The sequence below is a fragment of the Polymorphospora sp. NPDC050346 genome (assembly GCF_040655695.1).
In the GTDB taxonomy this organism is placed as follows: domain Bacteria; phylum Actinomycetota; class Actinomycetes; order Mycobacteriales; family Micromonosporaceae; genus Polymorphospora; species Polymorphospora lycopeni.
Window position 1 is genome coordinate 214494 of record NZ_JBFAKM010000001.1, and the last position, 15448, is coordinate 229941.

Annotated in this window: 15 protein-coding genes; 4 read left to right on the forward strand and 11 right to left on the reverse strand. The window is 72.9% G+C overall.

Annotated features, from left to right (window positions below):
• Nucleotides 1-155: 155 nt before the first annotated feature.
• Complete coding sequence (locus AB0I42_RS00895) at nt 156-554, reverse strand: hypothetical protein (RefSeq protein ID WP_357532908.1); 399 nt, start codon at nt 552-554, stop codon at nt 156-158.
• Nucleotides 554-1828 (reverse strand): serine hydroxymethyltransferase, encoded by a 1275-nt coding sequence (gene glyA, locus AB0I42_RS00900; protein WP_357532910.1) that lies wholly within the window; start codon nt 1826-1828, stop codon nt 554-556. Before glyA ends, AB0I42_RS00895 begins: the two co-directional genes overlap by 1 nt.
• A gap of 73 nt (nt 1829-1901) precedes the next feature.
• Between glyA and AB0I42_RS00905 the strand changes: the two genes are divergently transcribed.
• Nucleotides 1902-3368, forward strand: a complete 1467-nt coding sequence (locus AB0I42_RS00905) for an SDR family oxidoreductase (RefSeq protein WP_357532911.1) — start codon at nt 1902-1904, stop codon at nt 3366-3368.
• Nucleotides 3369-3390: 22 nt separating this feature from the next.
• On the opposite strand, the gene AB0I42_RS00910 is transcribed toward AB0I42_RS00905, so the two are convergent.
• The 3 genes from AB0I42_RS00910 to prmC all read right to left on the reverse strand — a co-directional run bounded on the left by AB0I42_RS00910 (nt 3391) and on the right by prmC (nt 5632).
• Entirely contained in the window at nt 3391-4014 is a 624-nt protein-coding gene (locus tag AB0I42_RS00910; protein ID WP_357532913.1) for a phosphotyrosine protein phosphatase, read from the reverse strand.
• Between the two features lies 1 nt (nt 4015).
• Nucleotides 4016-4660 carry an L-threonylcarbamoyladenylate synthase gene (locus AB0I42_RS00915; protein ID WP_357533431.1) on the reverse strand — a complete coding sequence of 215 codons (645 nt, stop codon included), beginning with the start codon at nt 4658-4660 and terminating at the stop codon, nt 4016-4018.
• 72 nt (nt 4661-4732) lie between these two features.
• Nucleotides 4733-5632 (reverse strand): peptide chain release factor N(5)-glutamine methyltransferase, encoded by a 900-nt coding sequence (prmC, locus tag AB0I42_RS00920; protein WP_357532915.1) that lies wholly within the window; start codon nt 5630-5632, stop codon nt 4733-4735.
• A gap of 126 nt (nt 5633-5758) precedes the next feature.
• Here prmC and AB0I42_RS00925 point away from each other — a divergent pair, with 126 nt between their 5' ends.
• A complete protein-coding gene (locus tag AB0I42_RS00925) occupies nt 5759-7315 on the forward strand; it encodes a GGDEF domain-containing protein (RefSeq protein ID WP_357532917.1) in 1557 nt (518 codons plus the stop codon).
• Between the two features lie 48 nt (nt 7316-7363).
• On the opposite strand, the gene AB0I42_RS00930 is transcribed toward AB0I42_RS00925, so the two are convergent.
• The 3 genes from AB0I42_RS00930 to rpmE all read right to left on the reverse strand — a co-directional run bounded on the left by AB0I42_RS00930 (nt 7364) and on the right by rpmE (nt 9178).
• A complete protein-coding gene (locus tag AB0I42_RS00930; RefSeq protein ID WP_357532918.1) occupies nt 7364-7627 on the reverse strand; it encodes a hypothetical protein in 264 nt (87 codons plus the stop codon).
• Nucleotides 7628-7761: 134 nt separating this feature from the next.
• Entirely contained in the window at nt 7762-8850 is a 1089-nt protein-coding gene (gene prfA, locus AB0I42_RS00935) for a peptide chain release factor 1 (protein ID WP_357532920.1), read from the reverse strand.
• A 103-nt stretch (nt 8851-8953) separates the two neighbouring features.
• Complete coding sequence (gene rpmE / locus AB0I42_RS00940) at nt 8954-9178, reverse strand: 50S ribosomal protein L31 (protein ID WP_357532922.1); 225 nt, start codon at nt 9176-9178, stop codon at nt 8954-8956.
• 271 nt (nt 9179-9449) lie between these two features.
• On the opposite strand from rpmE, the gene AB0I42_RS00945 reads away from it, so the two are divergent.
• A complete protein-coding gene (locus AB0I42_RS00945; RefSeq protein ID WP_357532924.1) occupies nt 9450-10547 on the forward strand; it encodes an RNA ligase in 1098 nt (365 codons plus the stop codon).
• Entirely contained in the window at nt 10544-11440 is an 897-nt protein-coding gene (locus AB0I42_RS00950) for an AAA family ATPase (protein WP_357532925.1), read from the forward strand. The genes AB0I42_RS00945 and AB0I42_RS00950 overlap by 4 nt, the downstream gene beginning before the upstream one ends.
• Before the next feature lie 80 nt (nt 11441-11520).
• Here AB0I42_RS00950 and AB0I42_RS00955 read toward each other — a convergent pair whose 3' ends face one another.
• The 3 genes from AB0I42_RS00955 to AB0I42_RS00965 form a co-directional block, all read right to left on the reverse strand.
• A complete protein-coding gene (locus tag AB0I42_RS00955; protein WP_357532927.1) occupies nt 11521-12465 on the reverse strand; it encodes a DUF559 domain-containing protein in 945 nt (314 codons plus the stop codon).
• Nucleotides 12466-12664: 199 nt separating this feature from the next.
• Nucleotides 12665-13300 (reverse strand): response regulator transcription factor, encoded by a 636-nt coding sequence (locus AB0I42_RS00960; protein WP_357532928.1) that lies wholly within the window; start codon nt 13298-13300, stop codon nt 12665-12667.
• Nucleotides 13272-15353: a histidine kinase gene (locus AB0I42_RS00965; protein WP_357532929.1), complete on the reverse strand. Its 2082-nt coding sequence runs from the start codon at nt 15351-15353 to the stop codon at nt 13272-13274. The genes AB0I42_RS00960 and AB0I42_RS00965 overlap by 29 nt, the downstream gene beginning before the upstream one ends.
• Nucleotides 15354-15448: the final 95 nt, after the last annotated feature.

Here is a 15448-nt window from a genome sequence, read left to right on the forward strand (position 1 = left end):
CATGAGGCTGTGAGTCACCCCCCGCACAACCGAGTTGTGTGGGCGCAGAGGGGCGTGTCGCGGCTTCCGGACACGCTACTCCCGTCACGCCAGTACGGAAGACCGGCCACCCTGACTCGTCCCCGATTGACGGAAACGCGACAGTTGGCCGGTGGTTACTTCGAGGGAATCTCGACGTACGGGATCTTGGCCTTGAAGGTCCACCAGACCTGTGCCGTGACCCACGCGACGGTGGCGCAGATCATGGCCACGGCCATCATCCGCAGGCCGTCCCAGCCCGTCGCCGCCACCGCGAACATGACCATGCCGAAGATGCTGAACTTCAGCACGTAGGTGGCCAGTCCGACGGTCAGCACGAGTTTGGGCAGCACGGAGTCGGCCCAGGCCACCGCCAGGCTCGACAGCAGGTAGCTGAACGTGACCACGGCCACGCCGGCCGCCGCGCCGGCCGCGCCCGCGGCATTGTCGACCAGCCAGCCGACCGGCACCACGACGACCAGGAGCACGGCCGAGACGATCAGCGGCACCCGCAGGTGCCGGAGCCGGGGCGCCATCACCGCGGGTACGCCGGGAAGAGGCGGGCCAGCTCCGCGACCTCGGCGGCGACCTCGGCAAGGGTCTCCACCCCGCCCGGCAGCCCCGGATCGGTACGTATCGCGCGGGCGATGAGAGTGGCGATCTGGCGCATCTCGGCCTCCCGCATGCCCTGGGTGGTGACGCTCGGCGTGCCGACCCGGATGCCGGAGGCGACCATCGGCGGCTGCGGGTCGTACGGGATCGCGTTCTTGTTCAGGGTGATCGTCGCGAGGTCACAGCGCGCCTCGGCGTCGCGCCCGGTCACCCCGACATCGCGCAGGTCGACCAGGGCGAGGTGGGTGTCGGTGCCACCGGACACCGGGCGCATCCCCTCGGCGGCGAGCCCCGCCGCGAGAGCCCGGGCGTTCTCGACCACCTGGCTCGCGTACGACTGGAACTCCGGCAGCGCCGCCTCACGCAGCGCGACCGCCTTCGCCGCCACGGCGTGCATCAGCGGACCGCCCTGGGTGAACGGGAAGACCGCCTTGTCGATCCGGGCGGCCAGCTCGGCCCGGCACAGGATCATGCCGCCCCGGGGGCCGCGCAGCACCTTGTGGGTGGTGGCGCAGACCACGTCGGCGTACGGCACCGGCGACGGTACGGCCCGGCCGGCGACCAGGCCGATGAAGTGTGCCGCGTCGACCATCAGGTAGGCGCCGACCTCGTCGGCGATCTCCCGGAAGACGGCGAAGTCGATCAGTCGCGGGTAGGCGGTGGCACCACAGATGATCATCTTGGGCCGGTGTTCGAGGGCGAGTTCGCGCACCTCGTCGTAGTCGATCAGCTCGGTGTCCTCCCGGACCCGGTAGCCGACCGTGCGGAACCACCGCCCGGAGAAGTTGACCCGGCTGCCGTGCGTCAGGTGGCCGCCGTGCGGCAGCTCCATCGCCAGCACCGGGTCGCCCGGTTCGAGCAGTGCCGCGTACGCCGCCAGGTTGGCGCTCGCCCCGGAGTGCGGCTGGAGGTTGGCGTGCTCGGCGCCGAACAGCTCCCGCGCCCGGGCGACGCCGATCTCCTCGGCCCGGTCGACCTGCGCGCAGCCGCCGTAGTAGCGCCGGCCCGGGTAGCCCTCGGCGTACTTGTTGGTCAGCGTCGAGCCGAGGGCGGCGAGCACCGCCGGCGAGGTCAGGTTTTCGCTCGCGATGAGTTGCAGGCCCTGGCGCAGCCGGTCGAGTTCGCCCACGACGACCGACGCGATCTCCGGATCGGTCGCCTCCAACTGGGCGAAATCGGGCCCCCAGAATGTCTCCACCCGCAGCAGTCTAGGCGGGCGGGCCCGCGCCCCCGGCGGGCGGTGCGGCCGGGCCGGACGCATGATGGAAATCATGCGATGCCTGGTCACCGGCGCCACCGGCTACATCGGCGGCCGGCTCGTGCCCCGGCTGCTCGCCGAGGGCCACCGGGTGCGCTGCCTGACCCGGCGGGCGGCACGGCTGCGCGACGTGCCCTGGGCCGCCGACGTCGAGATCGCCGAGGGCGACCTGGCCGACCCGGAATCGCTCACCGCCGCCTTCGCCGGGGTCGACGTCGCCTACTACCTCGTGCACTCCCTCGGCCGGCGCGGCTTCGCGGCCATCGACCGGCGGGCGGCCGGGAACCTCGCGGCCGCGGCGGAGGCCGCCGGCGTACGGCGGATCGTCTACCTCGGCGGCCCGCGCCCCGCCCCCGGCGACCCCACCTCGGCCCACCTGCGTTCACGTGAGGAGGTCGGCCGGATCCTGCTCGACAGCGGCACGCCGACCGCCGTACTGCGCGCCGCGGTCGTCATCGGGTCGGGGTCGGCGTCGTTCGAGATGCTGCGCCACCTCACCGAACGCCTGCCGGTCATGGTCACCCCGCGCTGGGTGCACAACCGGATCCAGCCCATCGCCGTCCGCGACGTGCTCCGCCACCTGGTCGGTGCCGCCACCCTGCCCGCCGACGTGAACCGGGACTTCGACGTCGCCGGGCCGGACGTGCTGACGTACCTGGACATGATGCGCCGGTACGCCGCCGTCGCCGGGCTGCGCCGCCGGATCGTCCTGCCGACACGGGCCCTGAGCCCTGGCCTGTCGTCGTACTGGGTCGGCCTGGTCACCCCGGTCCCCGGCTCGATCGCCCGGCCACTGGTCGACAGCCTGGTCCACGAGGCGGTCGCCCACGAACACGACATCGCCCGGTACGTGCCGGACCCGCCGGGCGGCCCGATCGGCTTCGACGAGGCGGTCCGGCTGGCCCTGGCGAAGATCCGTGACGCCGAGGTGGAGACCCGCTGGTCCACCGCCACCTGGCCGACCGCGCCCGCCGAGCCGCTGCCGACCGACCCGGGCTGGTCCGGCGGCTCGCTCTACACCGACGTACGCGAACGCGAGGTGGCCGCCGCACCCGCCACGCTGTGGCGGGTCATCGAGGGGGTCGGTGGTGAGCACGGCTGGTACTCGTTCCCGCTCGCCTGGTCGGTCCGCGGCTGGCTGGACCGGCTGGTGGGCGGGGTGGGCCTGCGGCGCGGCCGGCGGCACCCGGACCGGTTGTACGTCGGCGAGGCGCTCGACTTCTGGCGGGTCGAGGAGATCGTGCCGGGCGAACTGCTGCGGCTGCGGGCCGAGATGCGGCTGCCGGGGCTGGCCTGGCTGGAGTTGCGGGCCGAGCCGACCGGGACCGGCCGCAGCCGGTACCACCAGCGGGCCGTCTTCGCCCCGCGCGGGCTGGCCGGGCACGCCTACTGGGCGGCGGTCAGCCCGTTCCACGCGATCGTCTTCGGCGGGATGGCCCGCAACATCGCGCGCGGCGCGGAGACGCCGGTCTCCCGCTGAGACCGCTGCCGGCGGCCGCCGGTCAGGGCAGCAGGACCCCGGCCAGCGGGACCACGGTCTCCTCGATCTCGTCGGCGACCCGGCCGAACGACTGGTCGCCGCGCCCCCACGGGTCGTCGAGATCGTCGCCGGGCAGCGGCTGGGCGTCGCGCCGGGCCACGTCGACCGCGGCGACCAGCGCCACCCCACGGGCGAGGACACCGGCCGGCGTCGCCTCCGCCGGCGGCAGCGCGGCGGCGTCGACCTGGGCGAGCAGCCGGCCGAACTCGCCCAGCACGAACGTGCGGCCGGTCGCGTCGGGACGCAGCGCGGTGACGTATTCCTGCTGGTCGGCGGTCGCGGTGAGCACCAGGTCGGCGGCGTCGATGTGCTCCGAAAGCAGCTTGCGGGACTGGAAACCGTCGACGTCGCCGCCCCGGGCCCGGACCTGGCGGGCGGCCGGCGGGTTCATCTCCTCGCCCGCGTGCCAGCCGCCGGTGCCGGCGCTGTGGCTGTGCACCAACTCGTCGGCGAAGCCGGTCGGCAACGGCGCGGTGACCGCCAGCCGGGCCAGCCGCTCCCGTACGGCCAGCGCCAGCAACCGCTCGGCCATCGGCGACCGGCAGATGTTGCCGAGGCAGACGTGCAGGACGGTGAACGGCGGCACCTCAGCCCTCCCGACCCACGAGGTCGGGCAGCACTTCGCGCAGCTTCGCCAGCGGCACCGCGCCCTCCCGCAGCAGCCGGGGCACCTCGCCCGTGACGTCGACGATCGTGCTCGGCACCGGGTCGGGGCACTGCCCCGCCTCCAGGTAGGCGCGCACCGCGTAGCCGAGCTGGTCCCGGGCCTGCTCGGCGGTCTCGGCGGGCGGCTGGCCGGACTTGTTCGCCGACGAGACCGCCATCGGCCCGGTCTCGCGCAGCACCTCCAGCGCCACCGGGTGCAACGGCATCCGTACCGCGACCGTCCCGCCGGTCTCGCCGAGGTCCCACTGGAGGCTCGGCGAGTGCTCGACCACGATGGTCAGCGCACCGGGCCAGAACGCGTCGGCCAGGTCCCGGGCCGCCTGGGGCAGCAGATAGACCAGGCCGTCGAGGGTGTGCCGGGAGCCGACCAGGACCGGGGGTGGCACGTCGCGTCCGCGCCCCTTCGCGTCCAGCAGGGCCTTCACCGCGTACGGCGTGAACGCGTCGGCCCCGACGCCGTAGACGGTGTCGGTGGGCAGTACGACCAGTTCGCCGTTCTTGACCGCCTCGATCGCCGCGGCGATGCCTCGGTCGCGGTCGGCGAGCGACCGGCAGTCATAGAGCATCACGGGGACAAAGTCTGCCACGCGCCCGCGCCCGTGGGACGTCGGCGGTGCCGGTCGGGTTCCGGGTCGGGCTCAGGCCACCCGTCGCGCGGTGCTGAACCGGGGCCGGCCGGCCAGATCGGGATGGCAGGTCACGTCGGCGTACCGGCCGTCGGCGGTGAACACGGCGGGCACCGCCACCGGGTGCGTGTCGTCGTGTTCGATCCCGACGACCCCGCCGGGCGCCAGCAGTTCGGCGGCCCGGCGGACCACCGGCCGGATCACCCCGAGGCCGTCCGCCCCGGCGAAGACCGCCTCCGCCGGGTCGTGGTCGGCCACCTCCGGCGGTACGTCGGTGCCGACCGGCACGTACGGCGGGTTGCACAGCAGCACGTCGACCCGGCCGGTCAGTTCGGCCAGCAGGTCGGGGTCGGTGACGTCGGCGGCGACCACCCGCACCGGTGGGTCACCGGCGGCGACCCGGCCGACGGCGTTGCGGCGCAACCACTCCAGCGCCCCCGCCGAGCGTTCGACGGCGTACACGGTCGCGGCCGGCACCTCGTGCGCGACCGACAGCGCGATCGCCCCGGAGCCGCTGCACAGGTCGACGACGAGCGGGGCGGCCAGCCCGCGGGCCCGCGCGATCCCCCACCCGGCGAGCAATTCGGTCTCCGGCCGGGGCACGAAGACGCCCGGACCGACCGCCAGCTCCAGGTAGCGGAACGCGGCCGAGCCCAGCAGGTGCTGCAACGGCTCCCGGTCGGCCCGCCGCTCCACCAGCCGCCGGTAGCGGGCCAGTTCGTCCGGGGTGAACCCGGCCGCGAGCGGCAGCCGGCTGCGGTCGACCCCGAGCACGTACGTCGCCAGCCACTCCGCGTCGGCCCGCGGCGACCCGACACCCGCGGCCGACAGCGCGGCGGTGGCCGTGGCCAGCACCGGACCGGGTCGCGTCCGTTCGGTCCCTTCGGGGGGGTGTTCACGAGACGATGTCACGCCATAATCATGAATCGTCGGCCGCGCTGATCCGTCACGCGGTAACCCGTGGCCGTGTCCTGCGCGGGCTCGACGCCGCGTCCGCACGGCAGCGCGCTGCCACCACGTTCCGCAAGGGGGTCCGGCGTGGGTTGGCTCGACCAGGTCACCGACCAGGTTGAGGAACTGACGCGCGCGCGGGAGCTGATGGAGCGCGACCGGTCCGCCGAGGCGGTTGGTCAGCTCGACCTGGTGCTCGCCCGCACCACCGACCCGTACGCGCGGGCCGACGCCCTGGTGCAGCGACTGTCGGCGCTGATCAACCTGGGCCGTACCGCCGAATACGCCCGGGCGGCCGAGGTGGCGCTGGCCGCGGCCGAGGACCTCGCCGAGCCCTACCTCAAGGGGCATTTGCACGCGCTGGCGGCGCTGGCCGCGCAGGACCTGGGTGCCCTGGACCGGTGCGTGACCCATCTGGTGCGCAGCGTCCGGGCGCTGGAGTCGGTCACCGACCCCGACCAGGAGACCGCCTGGGCCTGGCACGACCTGGCGATGGCCTACTCCTACCTGGGTTTCCACGGCTACGCCCTCGGCGCCATCGAGCAGGCCCGGGTCCTGGGCACCCGGGCCGGCATCGCCGAGGAGATGTTCGCCGCCCCCGGCATCCGGCTGCGCAACGCGGTGGCGCTGGACCACAACGGCGACAGCGACGGCTGTCTCCGGGTGCTGCGCGACATCGGGGCCGACCTCGACCGGATCCTGGCCGGCGGCGACCCGTCCCGGCTGCGGCCGAGCAGCCTGGCCGCATACGGCTACGCGCTGGCCCGCCGGGGTGCCCTCGGCGAGCAGGTGGGCCCGCGGGCCCGCGGCCACGACGCGGCCGCCCTGCTGGCCCGGGGCGGCTACGGTGCGCGCAGCCACGACCTGCGCCGGCTCGGCGACGTCTGCCTGGCGATCACCGCCGGCCGGCTGATCGAGGCGGCGGCCCGGCTCGACACGGCGGCGGTCGCGACCGAGACCCTGGGGGCGGCCGAGCCGGCCCGGCTGCGCAGCCTCATGTACGCGCACAGCGGTGACCACGCGGCGGCGCACCGGGCCGACCGGCACGCGTTCCGGCTGGCCGTCCAGCGCACCGACCGGCTGCGGGACATGTACGTCGACGGCATCGCGACCCGCATCGACCACGAGGAGTTGCGCCGCACCGCCGAGCAGTACGCGGGCGAGGCGATGACCGATCCGCTGACCGGCCTGGCCAACCGCCGCCAGCTCGACAAGTACGTCGAGACGATGATCTCACTGGGGCGCCCGGCGGTGATCGGCATCTGTGATCTCGACGGGTTCAAGGCGGTCAACACCGCGCACGGCCACCACGCGGGTGACCTGGTGCTGCAACGGGTGGCCGGGGTGATCAACCGGGTGATGCGGCGGGGCGACTTCGTGGCCCGCTACGGCGGTGACGAGTTCGTGGTCGTGCTGACCGGGGCGGGCCTGGCCGAGGCGGGCGAGGTCGCCCGGCGGATCGGCCAGGCGGTGGCCGCCGAGGACTGGGAGTCGCTGGTGCCGGGCACGCCGGTCGAGGTGAGCATCGGCTTCGCCGAGGTGACGGGTTCGGGCGCCGCCCTACGGGAGGCGCTGGCCAGCGCCTTCGACGTCGCCGACCGGGAGATGATGCGGGCCCGGGACCGGGCCCGCGCCGCGACCTGACCGGCGGGACCCGCCGCTACGACATGTACTGCCGCGGCGGGACCGCCGCTACGACATGTACAGGTACCAGTACGACTGCTGGTCGTACGGGTGCCACTGGTAGACGCAGTTGTACGAGCCCCACGCCCCGCCCTGTACGAGACTCTCGCCGAAGTAGCGGCACGCGTCGAGCGTGTAGTAGTAGCCGAACAGGTAGGTGGCGGTCACCGCCGAACGTTGGGCCGGCGCCGCCGCGTGGGCCGGGGCGGCGGCGCCGATCAGCAGCGCTCCACCGACGCAGGCGAGCGCGACGAACCTTCGGACTCCACGCATGACGTCTCCTCGGGCCGGACTCCGGTTCCACCGATAAGATAGTCAAACATCGATCGATGGAACCTGTTGCCGCGCAAGGTTCTCGCCATCCGCGCAACCCGTCGAACCCGCCAACGACGGAGCGGCGGTACGGGCTACCGGCGGCCGAGGTCGGTGTCGCCGGCCAGCCGGGCGGCCCGGTCGGCCTCGGCCAGCGCGTCCAGCACCCCGTCCAGGTCGCCGCCGAGCACCAGGTCCAGGTTGTACGCCGTGTAGCCGATCCGGTGATCGGTGATCCGGTTCTGCGGGAAGTTGTAGGTGCGGATCCGCTCCGACCGGTCGACCGTACGGACCTGGGCCTTGCGGGCGTCGGACGCCGCCGCGTCGGCCTGCTCCTGGGCGACGGCGAGCAGCCGGGCCCGCAGGATCCGCATCGCCTGCTCGCGGTTCTGCAGCTGGCTCTTCTCGTTCTGGCAGGAGACCACGATCCCGGTCGGCACGTGGGTGATCCGGACCGCCGAGTCGGTCGTGTTGACCGACTGGCCGCCCGGCCCGGACGAGCGGAAGACGTCGATGCGCAGGTCGTTCGGGTCGATCGAGACGTCGACGTCCTCGGCCTCCGGCAGCACCAAAACACCGGCGGCGCTGGTGTGGATGCGGCCCTGCGACTCGGTCACCGGGACCCGCTGCACCCGGTGCACGCCGCCCTCCCACTTCAGCCGCGACCAGACGCCGTTGCCGCCGTCGGGCACCCCCTTGGTCTTGACCGCGAGCGAGACGTCCTTGACCCCGCCGAGGTCGGAGTCCTGCGCGTCGATGACCTCGGTGACCCAGCCGTGCCGCTCGGCGTACCGGGTGAACATCCGCAGCAGGTCGCCCGCGAACAGCGCCGATTCCTCGCCGCCCTCGCCCGCCTTGATCTCCAGGATCACGTCCTTGGCGTCGTGCGGGTCACGCGGGATCAGCAGCTCGGCCAGCCGCTCCTCGAGCCCGGGCAGGGTGGCGGAGATCGCGTCCACCTCGGTGGCGAACGACGGGTCCTCGGCGGCGAGCTCGCGGGCCGCCGACAGGTCGGCGCGGGCCTGCTCCAGCTCGCCGGCCGCCTTGTGCAGCGGGGCGAGTTCGGCGAACCGGCGGCCGACCCGCCGCGCCGTGTTCTGGTCGGCGTGGATCGCCGGATCGGCCAGCCGCTTCTCCAGCTCCGCGTATTCGTCGAGAAGCCCGGCGAGACGCTCGTTGCTCATGCTCGTACCTCAATCAGACGACACGGGATGGGATCGGCCGACACGGACATGCGAACGGCGCCCGCCACCCGGACTGGCCGGGTGGCGGGCGCCGTTTTCGTCGCTACTTGGCCTTCTTGGCCTGGACCTTGGCGTACTTCTGCTGGAACTTGGCGACGCGGCCGGCGGTGTCGAGCACGCGCTGCTTGCCGGTGTAGAACGGGTGGCAGGCGCTGCAGGTCTCGACGTGGATCGAACCGCCCTTGGCGGTGCTGCGCGTCGTGAACTTCTCACCGCAGGAGCAGGTGACCTCGGTCACGCCGTATGCGGGGTGGATGTTGGGCTTCATGCTGCCTCGGTCCTTTCTTCGTGGGTCGCCGGGTCGCCGTCTGCGTCTTCCGCGGCGGGCGCGGTTGACTCGGGCGTGAACCGGAACCGTGGCCGGTTGACCAGTTTGCCATGCCACTCCCGATGGCCTGATATCGGGACCAACCTTCGTTTCGTACTGCGGGGCTCCGCTTCGCTTCGCTCCTCGCACGAAACCGGGATGCTCGGCACTGGCCACCCTCGATAACGTGGGCCCTCCTCGATCCATTCCCGTTATCCCGGAAGGCATTCCCGTGACAAGCACCCTCGGGCATCCGGCGATCCCGCTCGCCGACGTCGTCGACACCGCCGCCCTCGCCGCCGCGGTCGCCGAGGGATTCGTCCGGATCCAGCGACACCCCGAACTCGCCCTGTCGATCTACAACTACACGGAGGCGTGCCAGTACACCGGCAACTGGACACCGGTGACGCTCGCCTGCCGGGGGCTGATCGTGGACGACGCGACCGGCAACGTGCTGGCCCGGCCGTACCGGAAGTTCTTCAACCACGACCAGCCCGGGGCACCCGTCGTCGCACTCGACGCGGAGGTGACGGTGACCGACAAAGCGGACGGCTCGCTCGGCATCGTCTACCCCGACGGCACCGGCTGGGCGGTCGCCACCCGCGGCTCGTTCGCCTCCGACCAGGCCCGGCACGCCACCGCGCTGCTGCGGACCCGGTACGCCGGCTTCACCCCGCCGCCCGGACTCACCGTGCTCGTCGAGATCATCTACCCGGCCAACCGGATCGTGCTCGACTACGCCGGCCTCGACGACCTCATGCTGCTCGGCGCGGTCGACATCGCCACCGGGCGCAGCCACGGCCCGCAGGCCGTCCCGGACTGGCCGGGCCCGGTCGTCGAGACGTTCGCCTACGACACCCTCGGCGCCGCCCTCGCCGCCGCTCCCCGCCCCGACCGGGAGGGGCTGGTCGTGCACGTACCGGCGACCGACGAGCGGGTGAAAATCAAGTACGCCGACTACGTACGGCTGCACAAGCTCGTCACCGGCCTCAACGCCCGTGTCGTCTGGGAGATCCTGGCCACCGGCGGCGACCTGGCGGCCGTCATCGCGCCACTGCCCGACGAGTTCCACGCCTGGGCGCGGGCGGTCGCCGCCGAACTGACCGGTACGGTCGACGCCCACGCCGCCGCCGTCGAGTCCGCGTACGGTGAGATCGTGGCCGGCCTGCCCGACGGCTGGGGCCGGCGCGAGTTCGCCGCGCACGCGGTGCGGCACCCCGACCGTGGTTCCCTTTTCCTCCGCCTCGACGGCAGGGACTACCGTCCGCTGCTGTGGCAGCAGGTCCGGCCCGCCGCGGACTGGACCCCGCACAACCGGAGCGCCGAATGACCCGACTGATCGTCACCCGTGGGCTGCCCGCCTCCGGCAAGACCACCTTCGCCCGCAAGCTCCAGCCGTCCGTGGTCCGGGTCAACCGCGACGACCTGCGCCGGATGCTGCACGGCACCCGGCTGTTCACCCAGTGGGCCGAGGCCCAGGTGACCACCGCCCAGCGGGCCCAGGTCGAGGCCCTGCTGCGGGCCCGCGCCGACGTCTGCGTCGACGACACCAACCTGCGGTCGAAGACCGTACGGGAGTGGGCCGAACTCGCCGCCCGCTTCGGCGCCACCTTCGAGGTGCACGACTTCACCGACGTGCCACTCGACGAGTGCCTGCGGCGCGACGCCGAACGGCCCGAGGAGGACCGGGTCGGCGAGGACGCCATCCGGCGGATGCACGAGCGCTACCTCGCCGGCCGCAACCTGCCGCTGCCCGTCCCGTACGTCGAGACCGGTGGCCCGGCGGTGGTCTACACCCCGCCGACCGGGGCACCGGAGGTGGTCCTCGTCGACATCGACGGCACCGTGGCGCTGATGGCCGGCCGCAGCCCGTACGACATGACCCGGGTCGGTGAGGACCTGCCGAACCGGGCGGTCATCTCGGCCGTACGCGCCATGCACGCCGCCGGGTACGGCGTCGTCTACTGCTCCGGGCGCGACGAGTCGGCCCGGCCCGACACGGAGGCGTGGCTCGACCTGCACGTGGAGGTGCCGTACCTGGGGCTGTACATGCGCCCGGTCGGCGACTCCCGCAAGGACTCGGTGGTCAAGAAGGAGATCTTCGAACGGGAGATCAAGGACCGGTACGCCGTCGTCGGCGTCTTCGACGACCGGATGCAGGTCGTCCGGATGTGGCGCGAACTGGGCCTGACCGTCTTCCAGGTGGCCGAGGGCGACTTCTGACCCGCCCCACCCGATCGCCATGATCGTCTGCTGTTCCAACGGCCGACACGCCGTGCGCGGACTGGCGGAACAGCAGACGATCATGCGGCGGACCGGCCGACAGGGCGGTTCGCCAGTATCGCCAGGACTTCCCGGCGAACCTGGTCGGATTGGGTCAGCAACCGCCGGTGCGAGAAACGCACGACCATGATTCCTACGGTGGCCAGCAGGGCATCCCGGCGCAGGTCGATCTCACGCTGGCGGGAATCGCCGTGCGAAGCGGCACCGTCGAGTTCGATGTCGAGGCGCTCCCGTTCGGCGTACACGTCGAGGTAGATCGTGCGCTCACCGACCTTGATCCGCTCCTGCCGCTCGAACGGCGGCATCCCGGGACCGCTGAAGACGTGCTCGTGGCCCCAGATCTCGAGGGCGCTCCGACAGCCGATGGCCAGGCGATCCAACAGGACACCCAGTTCGGCCCGGCCGGTCAACTTCGGCGCGGCGGCCAACGCCACACCGATGCGTTGCGGCGTGGTGCGACGTTCGTTGACCGCCCTGATCACCGGCGCCACCCGCTCGGCAGGCGGGATCAGCGGCCAGGCGTCGACCAGGCTCCGCTCCAGTCCGGTGACCGGCAACCCCCGACGCGCCACGACGGCGACTTGACGCCGGTGGTGCACCACCAGCCCCGGCCGGTCACGCAGACCGGAGTTCTTCGGTACGCACACGTGCACCGGTTCCTCGGCGCCTTGTGGGCGAAGTCCCCACACGTCGAGCGCGGTCGTATGGCTGAGTCCACCGGCGGCGCCGACGTGTGCCAGCGCCGCCCGGCGGCGTGGGTACGGGCCGAGTCCGGCGATCCCGGCCGGGCCTGGTGTCTGCGCGGCCACGAGTCGGGCATCCACGTAGACCTCGGGCAGCACCCGGCGCAGGTGACCGTCTCGGCAGGCTGACTCGAAGACCCACCGTTGCACGACCTGGCAGACCTGCGCCCGCGTCACCACCCCGCCGGCACCGTCCACGAGAGCACGAAGTACTGGGTCCACGCCAACGAACCTGCCACCCCGTGCCCTGGGCCAGGGCAGTCGCACCGCGGCCTGTGGACAACGCCTATCCCTGTGGACGACCAACCGATCTTCGGCTGCTCGTGGTATCCGCCGTGATCGTCTGCTGTTCCAGCAGTCGACACGCCGTCATTCCCCTGGCGCAACAGCAGACGATCATGAAGGGCGGGAGGAATCGGAGCTAGAGGCCCTGTTCGCGGGCCATGATGATGGCCTGGGCGCGGTCGGCGACCTGGAGCTTGGTGAAGATGTTGGAGACGTGGTTGCGGACCGTCTTCTGGCTCAGCCCGAGCCGCAGCGCGATCTGCGGGTTCGTCAGGTGCTGGGCGATCAGGGCGAGGATCTCCCGCTCCCGCGAGGTCAGTTCCGGAAATGCCGGTTCGGCCCGGTTGAGCCCGGCGAAGTAGCCCATCAGCCGGGTGGCGATGGCCGGGCCGAAGATCGCCTCGCCGTCGGCGACCACCCGTACCGATCGGATGATCTCCAGCCGCCGGGCGCCCTTGAGGACGTAGCCGCGGGCGCCGGCCCGCAACGCGGCGAAGATCGAGTCGTCGTCGTCGGCCATGCTGAGGATCAGCACCCGGACGTGCGGGCTCATCCGCACCATCCGCTCGGTGGCCGCGATGCCGCCCATGCCGGGCATTGTCAGGTCGAGCAGCACCACGTCGGGCTGGAGCCGGTCCAGGGCGACCAGTGCCTCTTCGCCGCTGGCGGCCTCGCCGCAGACGTCGATCTCGGGACTGGTGGCGAGCAGGGCGCGCAGCCCGGCCCGAAACGGGGCGTGGTCGTCAACCAGCAGCACCCGGATCTGGTCCATCGGTCTCCTCTGTGGTGGTGGGCAGGATCGCGGTCACCCGGGTGCCCGTACCCGGGGCCGAGGTGACGGTGCACTCGCCGCCGAGTTCGTCGGCGCGCTCGTGCATCGAGTGCATGCCGACGCCGTCCGGCTGGCCGGGCTGGCGGCCCCGGCCGTCGTCGTGGACGTCGAGGCGGAGCTGTTCCCCGGTGATGGTCAGCCGTACCTCGACGGTGTCCGCCCGGGCGTGCTTGCGCGCGTTGTTCAGCGCTTCGACGGCGATCCGGTAGGCGGCGACCTCGGTGGCGGCGGGCAGTGCGGGCAGCGTCTCGGGGGCTTCGAAGACGACCCGGGGGCCGGCGGCCGGCCAGGCGGCGATGTGCGACCGGAGCGCCCCGGCCAGCCCCATCGTGTCCAGCGCCGGTGGCCGCAGCCCGTCGACGAGCCGCCGTACGTCGGCGACGGCCGTACGCGCGTCGACGACGATCTCCTCCAGCATGTGGTTGGCCTGCTCCCCCGGCCCGATCTCCTGGGCCACCTCGGCCCGCATGGTCAGCCCGGCCAGGGTGGGGCCGAGGCCGTCGTGCAGGTCGCGGCGCAGCCGCCGGCGCTCCTCCTCGCGGGCGACGACCAGGTGTTCGCGGGAGCGTTGCAGGTCGGCGGCGAGTGACTGGGCCCGGTCGAGGGCGCGGACCGCCTGTACGGCGACGCCGATGTGCCGGGCGAGGTCGGCGAGCAGCCGCAGTTCGCGGTCGCCGAGCGACACCTCCCCGCTGCGGGGGCCGAGCAGCAGGTCGCCGACCGGCTCGCCGGCGACCAGCGGGATCCGGACCGGGTCGGCGGGCGGGGTGCCCAGCCGGTACGACCGCCCGTCGACGGTCTGTATTTCCACGTAGGACAGTTGCAGTGCCTCGCGTACGGTCGCCGTGCTGGTGGACAGGACGGCGCTGGAGTCCTGGGTCTGCTCCAGCCGCTGCCCGAGCCGGGCCAGCACCGCGTACGGGTCGTCGCGTTCGCCGTACACCAGGATGTTGACCCGGCGTTGCAGCCAGTGCCGCAGCGGGGCGAAGATCAGCGCGGCGACGGCCGCCCCGACGAACGAGACCGGCAGGCTGGCCGAGGTGTCGAACCCGGCCCCGAGCAGGCCGACGACCAGCACGTACGCGCCGCCGACGCAGGCCGACAGGGTGACGAACACCGCGGTACGGCTGATCAGCAGGTCGATGTCGAAGAGCTGGTGTTTCAGGATGGCGATGCCGACCGCGACCAGGATCAACGACACGCTGGCGGAGCCGGCGAAGTCCCAGAGGAAGTTCTCGTACGGGAACAGGCCCGGGTGGCCGTCGGTCAGGCCGACGACGAGACGGCCGGCCACCACGAGCACGTTCAGCGCGACCGCGTACCCGACCCACTTGACCTGCTGGCGGCGGGCGCCGCGGGCCTTGCGGGCCTGCCAGACGACGGTGCCGCCGGCGGCGAAGAGGAACACCGCGCTGGCCAGGATGGCCAGCCCACCGGTGGTGTCGGCGATCGGCTGCCAGCCGGGGACGCCGAGCGGGTTGGGCGCGCCGACCGGAAGGATCTGCTCGTTGTCGCCGGGCCGCACCGCGTTGGTCACCACGGCGAGCGCGGTGAGCGCCACGACCGTCCAGACCGCCGGCCGCCACCGGCGGGAGAGCAGCCGGCCGTCGGGAAAGAACGCCGGGATCAGTGCGATGGCGGCGTTGCCGGGGAGCCACAGCCAGGTCTGCGGCCAGGCCAGCGCGGCGGCGAACGGCAGCGAGCCGGGGTCGACGACCGCACCACGGGCGGCGTACTGGCCGCCGGCCTCCTGGACGGCGAAGCACAGGGCGCTGGTGAGCGCGAGCCAGCCGACCGGGTTGGCCGGCCGGTGTGCGGTGATCAGCCCGCCGACGACCGCGGAGGCGACCACCAGGAGGTGGTAGCTGATGTGGCTGACCGGCGCCCCGTTCAGCAGCGCCAGCCAGATGGCGGCGGCGGTCAGCAGCAGCGTCAGCCCGCACAGCGGCCAGGCGGCCTGCCGCGCCCACCTGGCCGTACGGTCGGTCGTCATGTCGTCGCCGACACTAATGATCGTCGTGTCCCGTTGTCATGGGACAACCGTCCCGGCGCGCCGGGCACCGAGGGTGGTGCCCGACGCCCGGACGG

Excerpts from the sequence above, each read along its gene's own strand:
- AB0I42_RS00965 (WP_357532929.1), bottom strand. The coding sequence starts at position 15,353 with ATGACGACCGACCGTACGGCCAGGTGGGCGCGGCAGGCCGCCTGGCCG.
- AB0I42_RS00930 (WP_357532918.1), bottom strand. The coding sequence starts at position 7,627 with ATGCGTGGAGTCCGAAGGTTCGTCGCGCTCGCCTGCGTCGGTGGAGCG.
- rpmE (WP_357532922.1), bottom strand. The coding sequence starts at position 9,178 with ATGAAGCCCAACATCCACCCCGCATACGGCGTGACCGAGGTCACCTGC.
- AB0I42_RS00960 (WP_357532928.1), bottom strand. The coding sequence starts at position 13,300 with ATGGACCAGATCCGGGTGCTGCTGGTTGACGACCACGCCCCGTTTCGG.
- prfA (WP_357532920.1), bottom strand. The coding sequence starts at position 8,850 with ATGAGCAACGAGCGTCTCGCCGGGCTTCTCGACGAATACGCGGAGCTG.
- AB0I42_RS00915 (WP_357533431.1), bottom strand. The coding sequence starts at position 4,660 with ATGCTCTATGACTGCCGGTCGCTCGCCGACCGCGACCGAGGCATCGCC.
- AB0I42_RS00905 (WP_357532911.1), top strand. The coding sequence starts at position 1,902 with ATGCGATGCCTGGTCACCGGCGCCACCGGCTACATCGGCGGCCGGCTC.
- AB0I42_RS00950 (WP_357532925.1), top strand. The coding sequence starts at position 10,544 with ATGACCCGACTGATCGTCACCCGTGGGCTGCCCGCCTCCGGCAAGACC.
- AB0I42_RS00895 (WP_357532908.1), bottom strand. The coding sequence starts at position 554 with ATGGCGCCCCGGCTCCGGCACCTGCGGGTGCCGCTGATCGTCTCGGCC.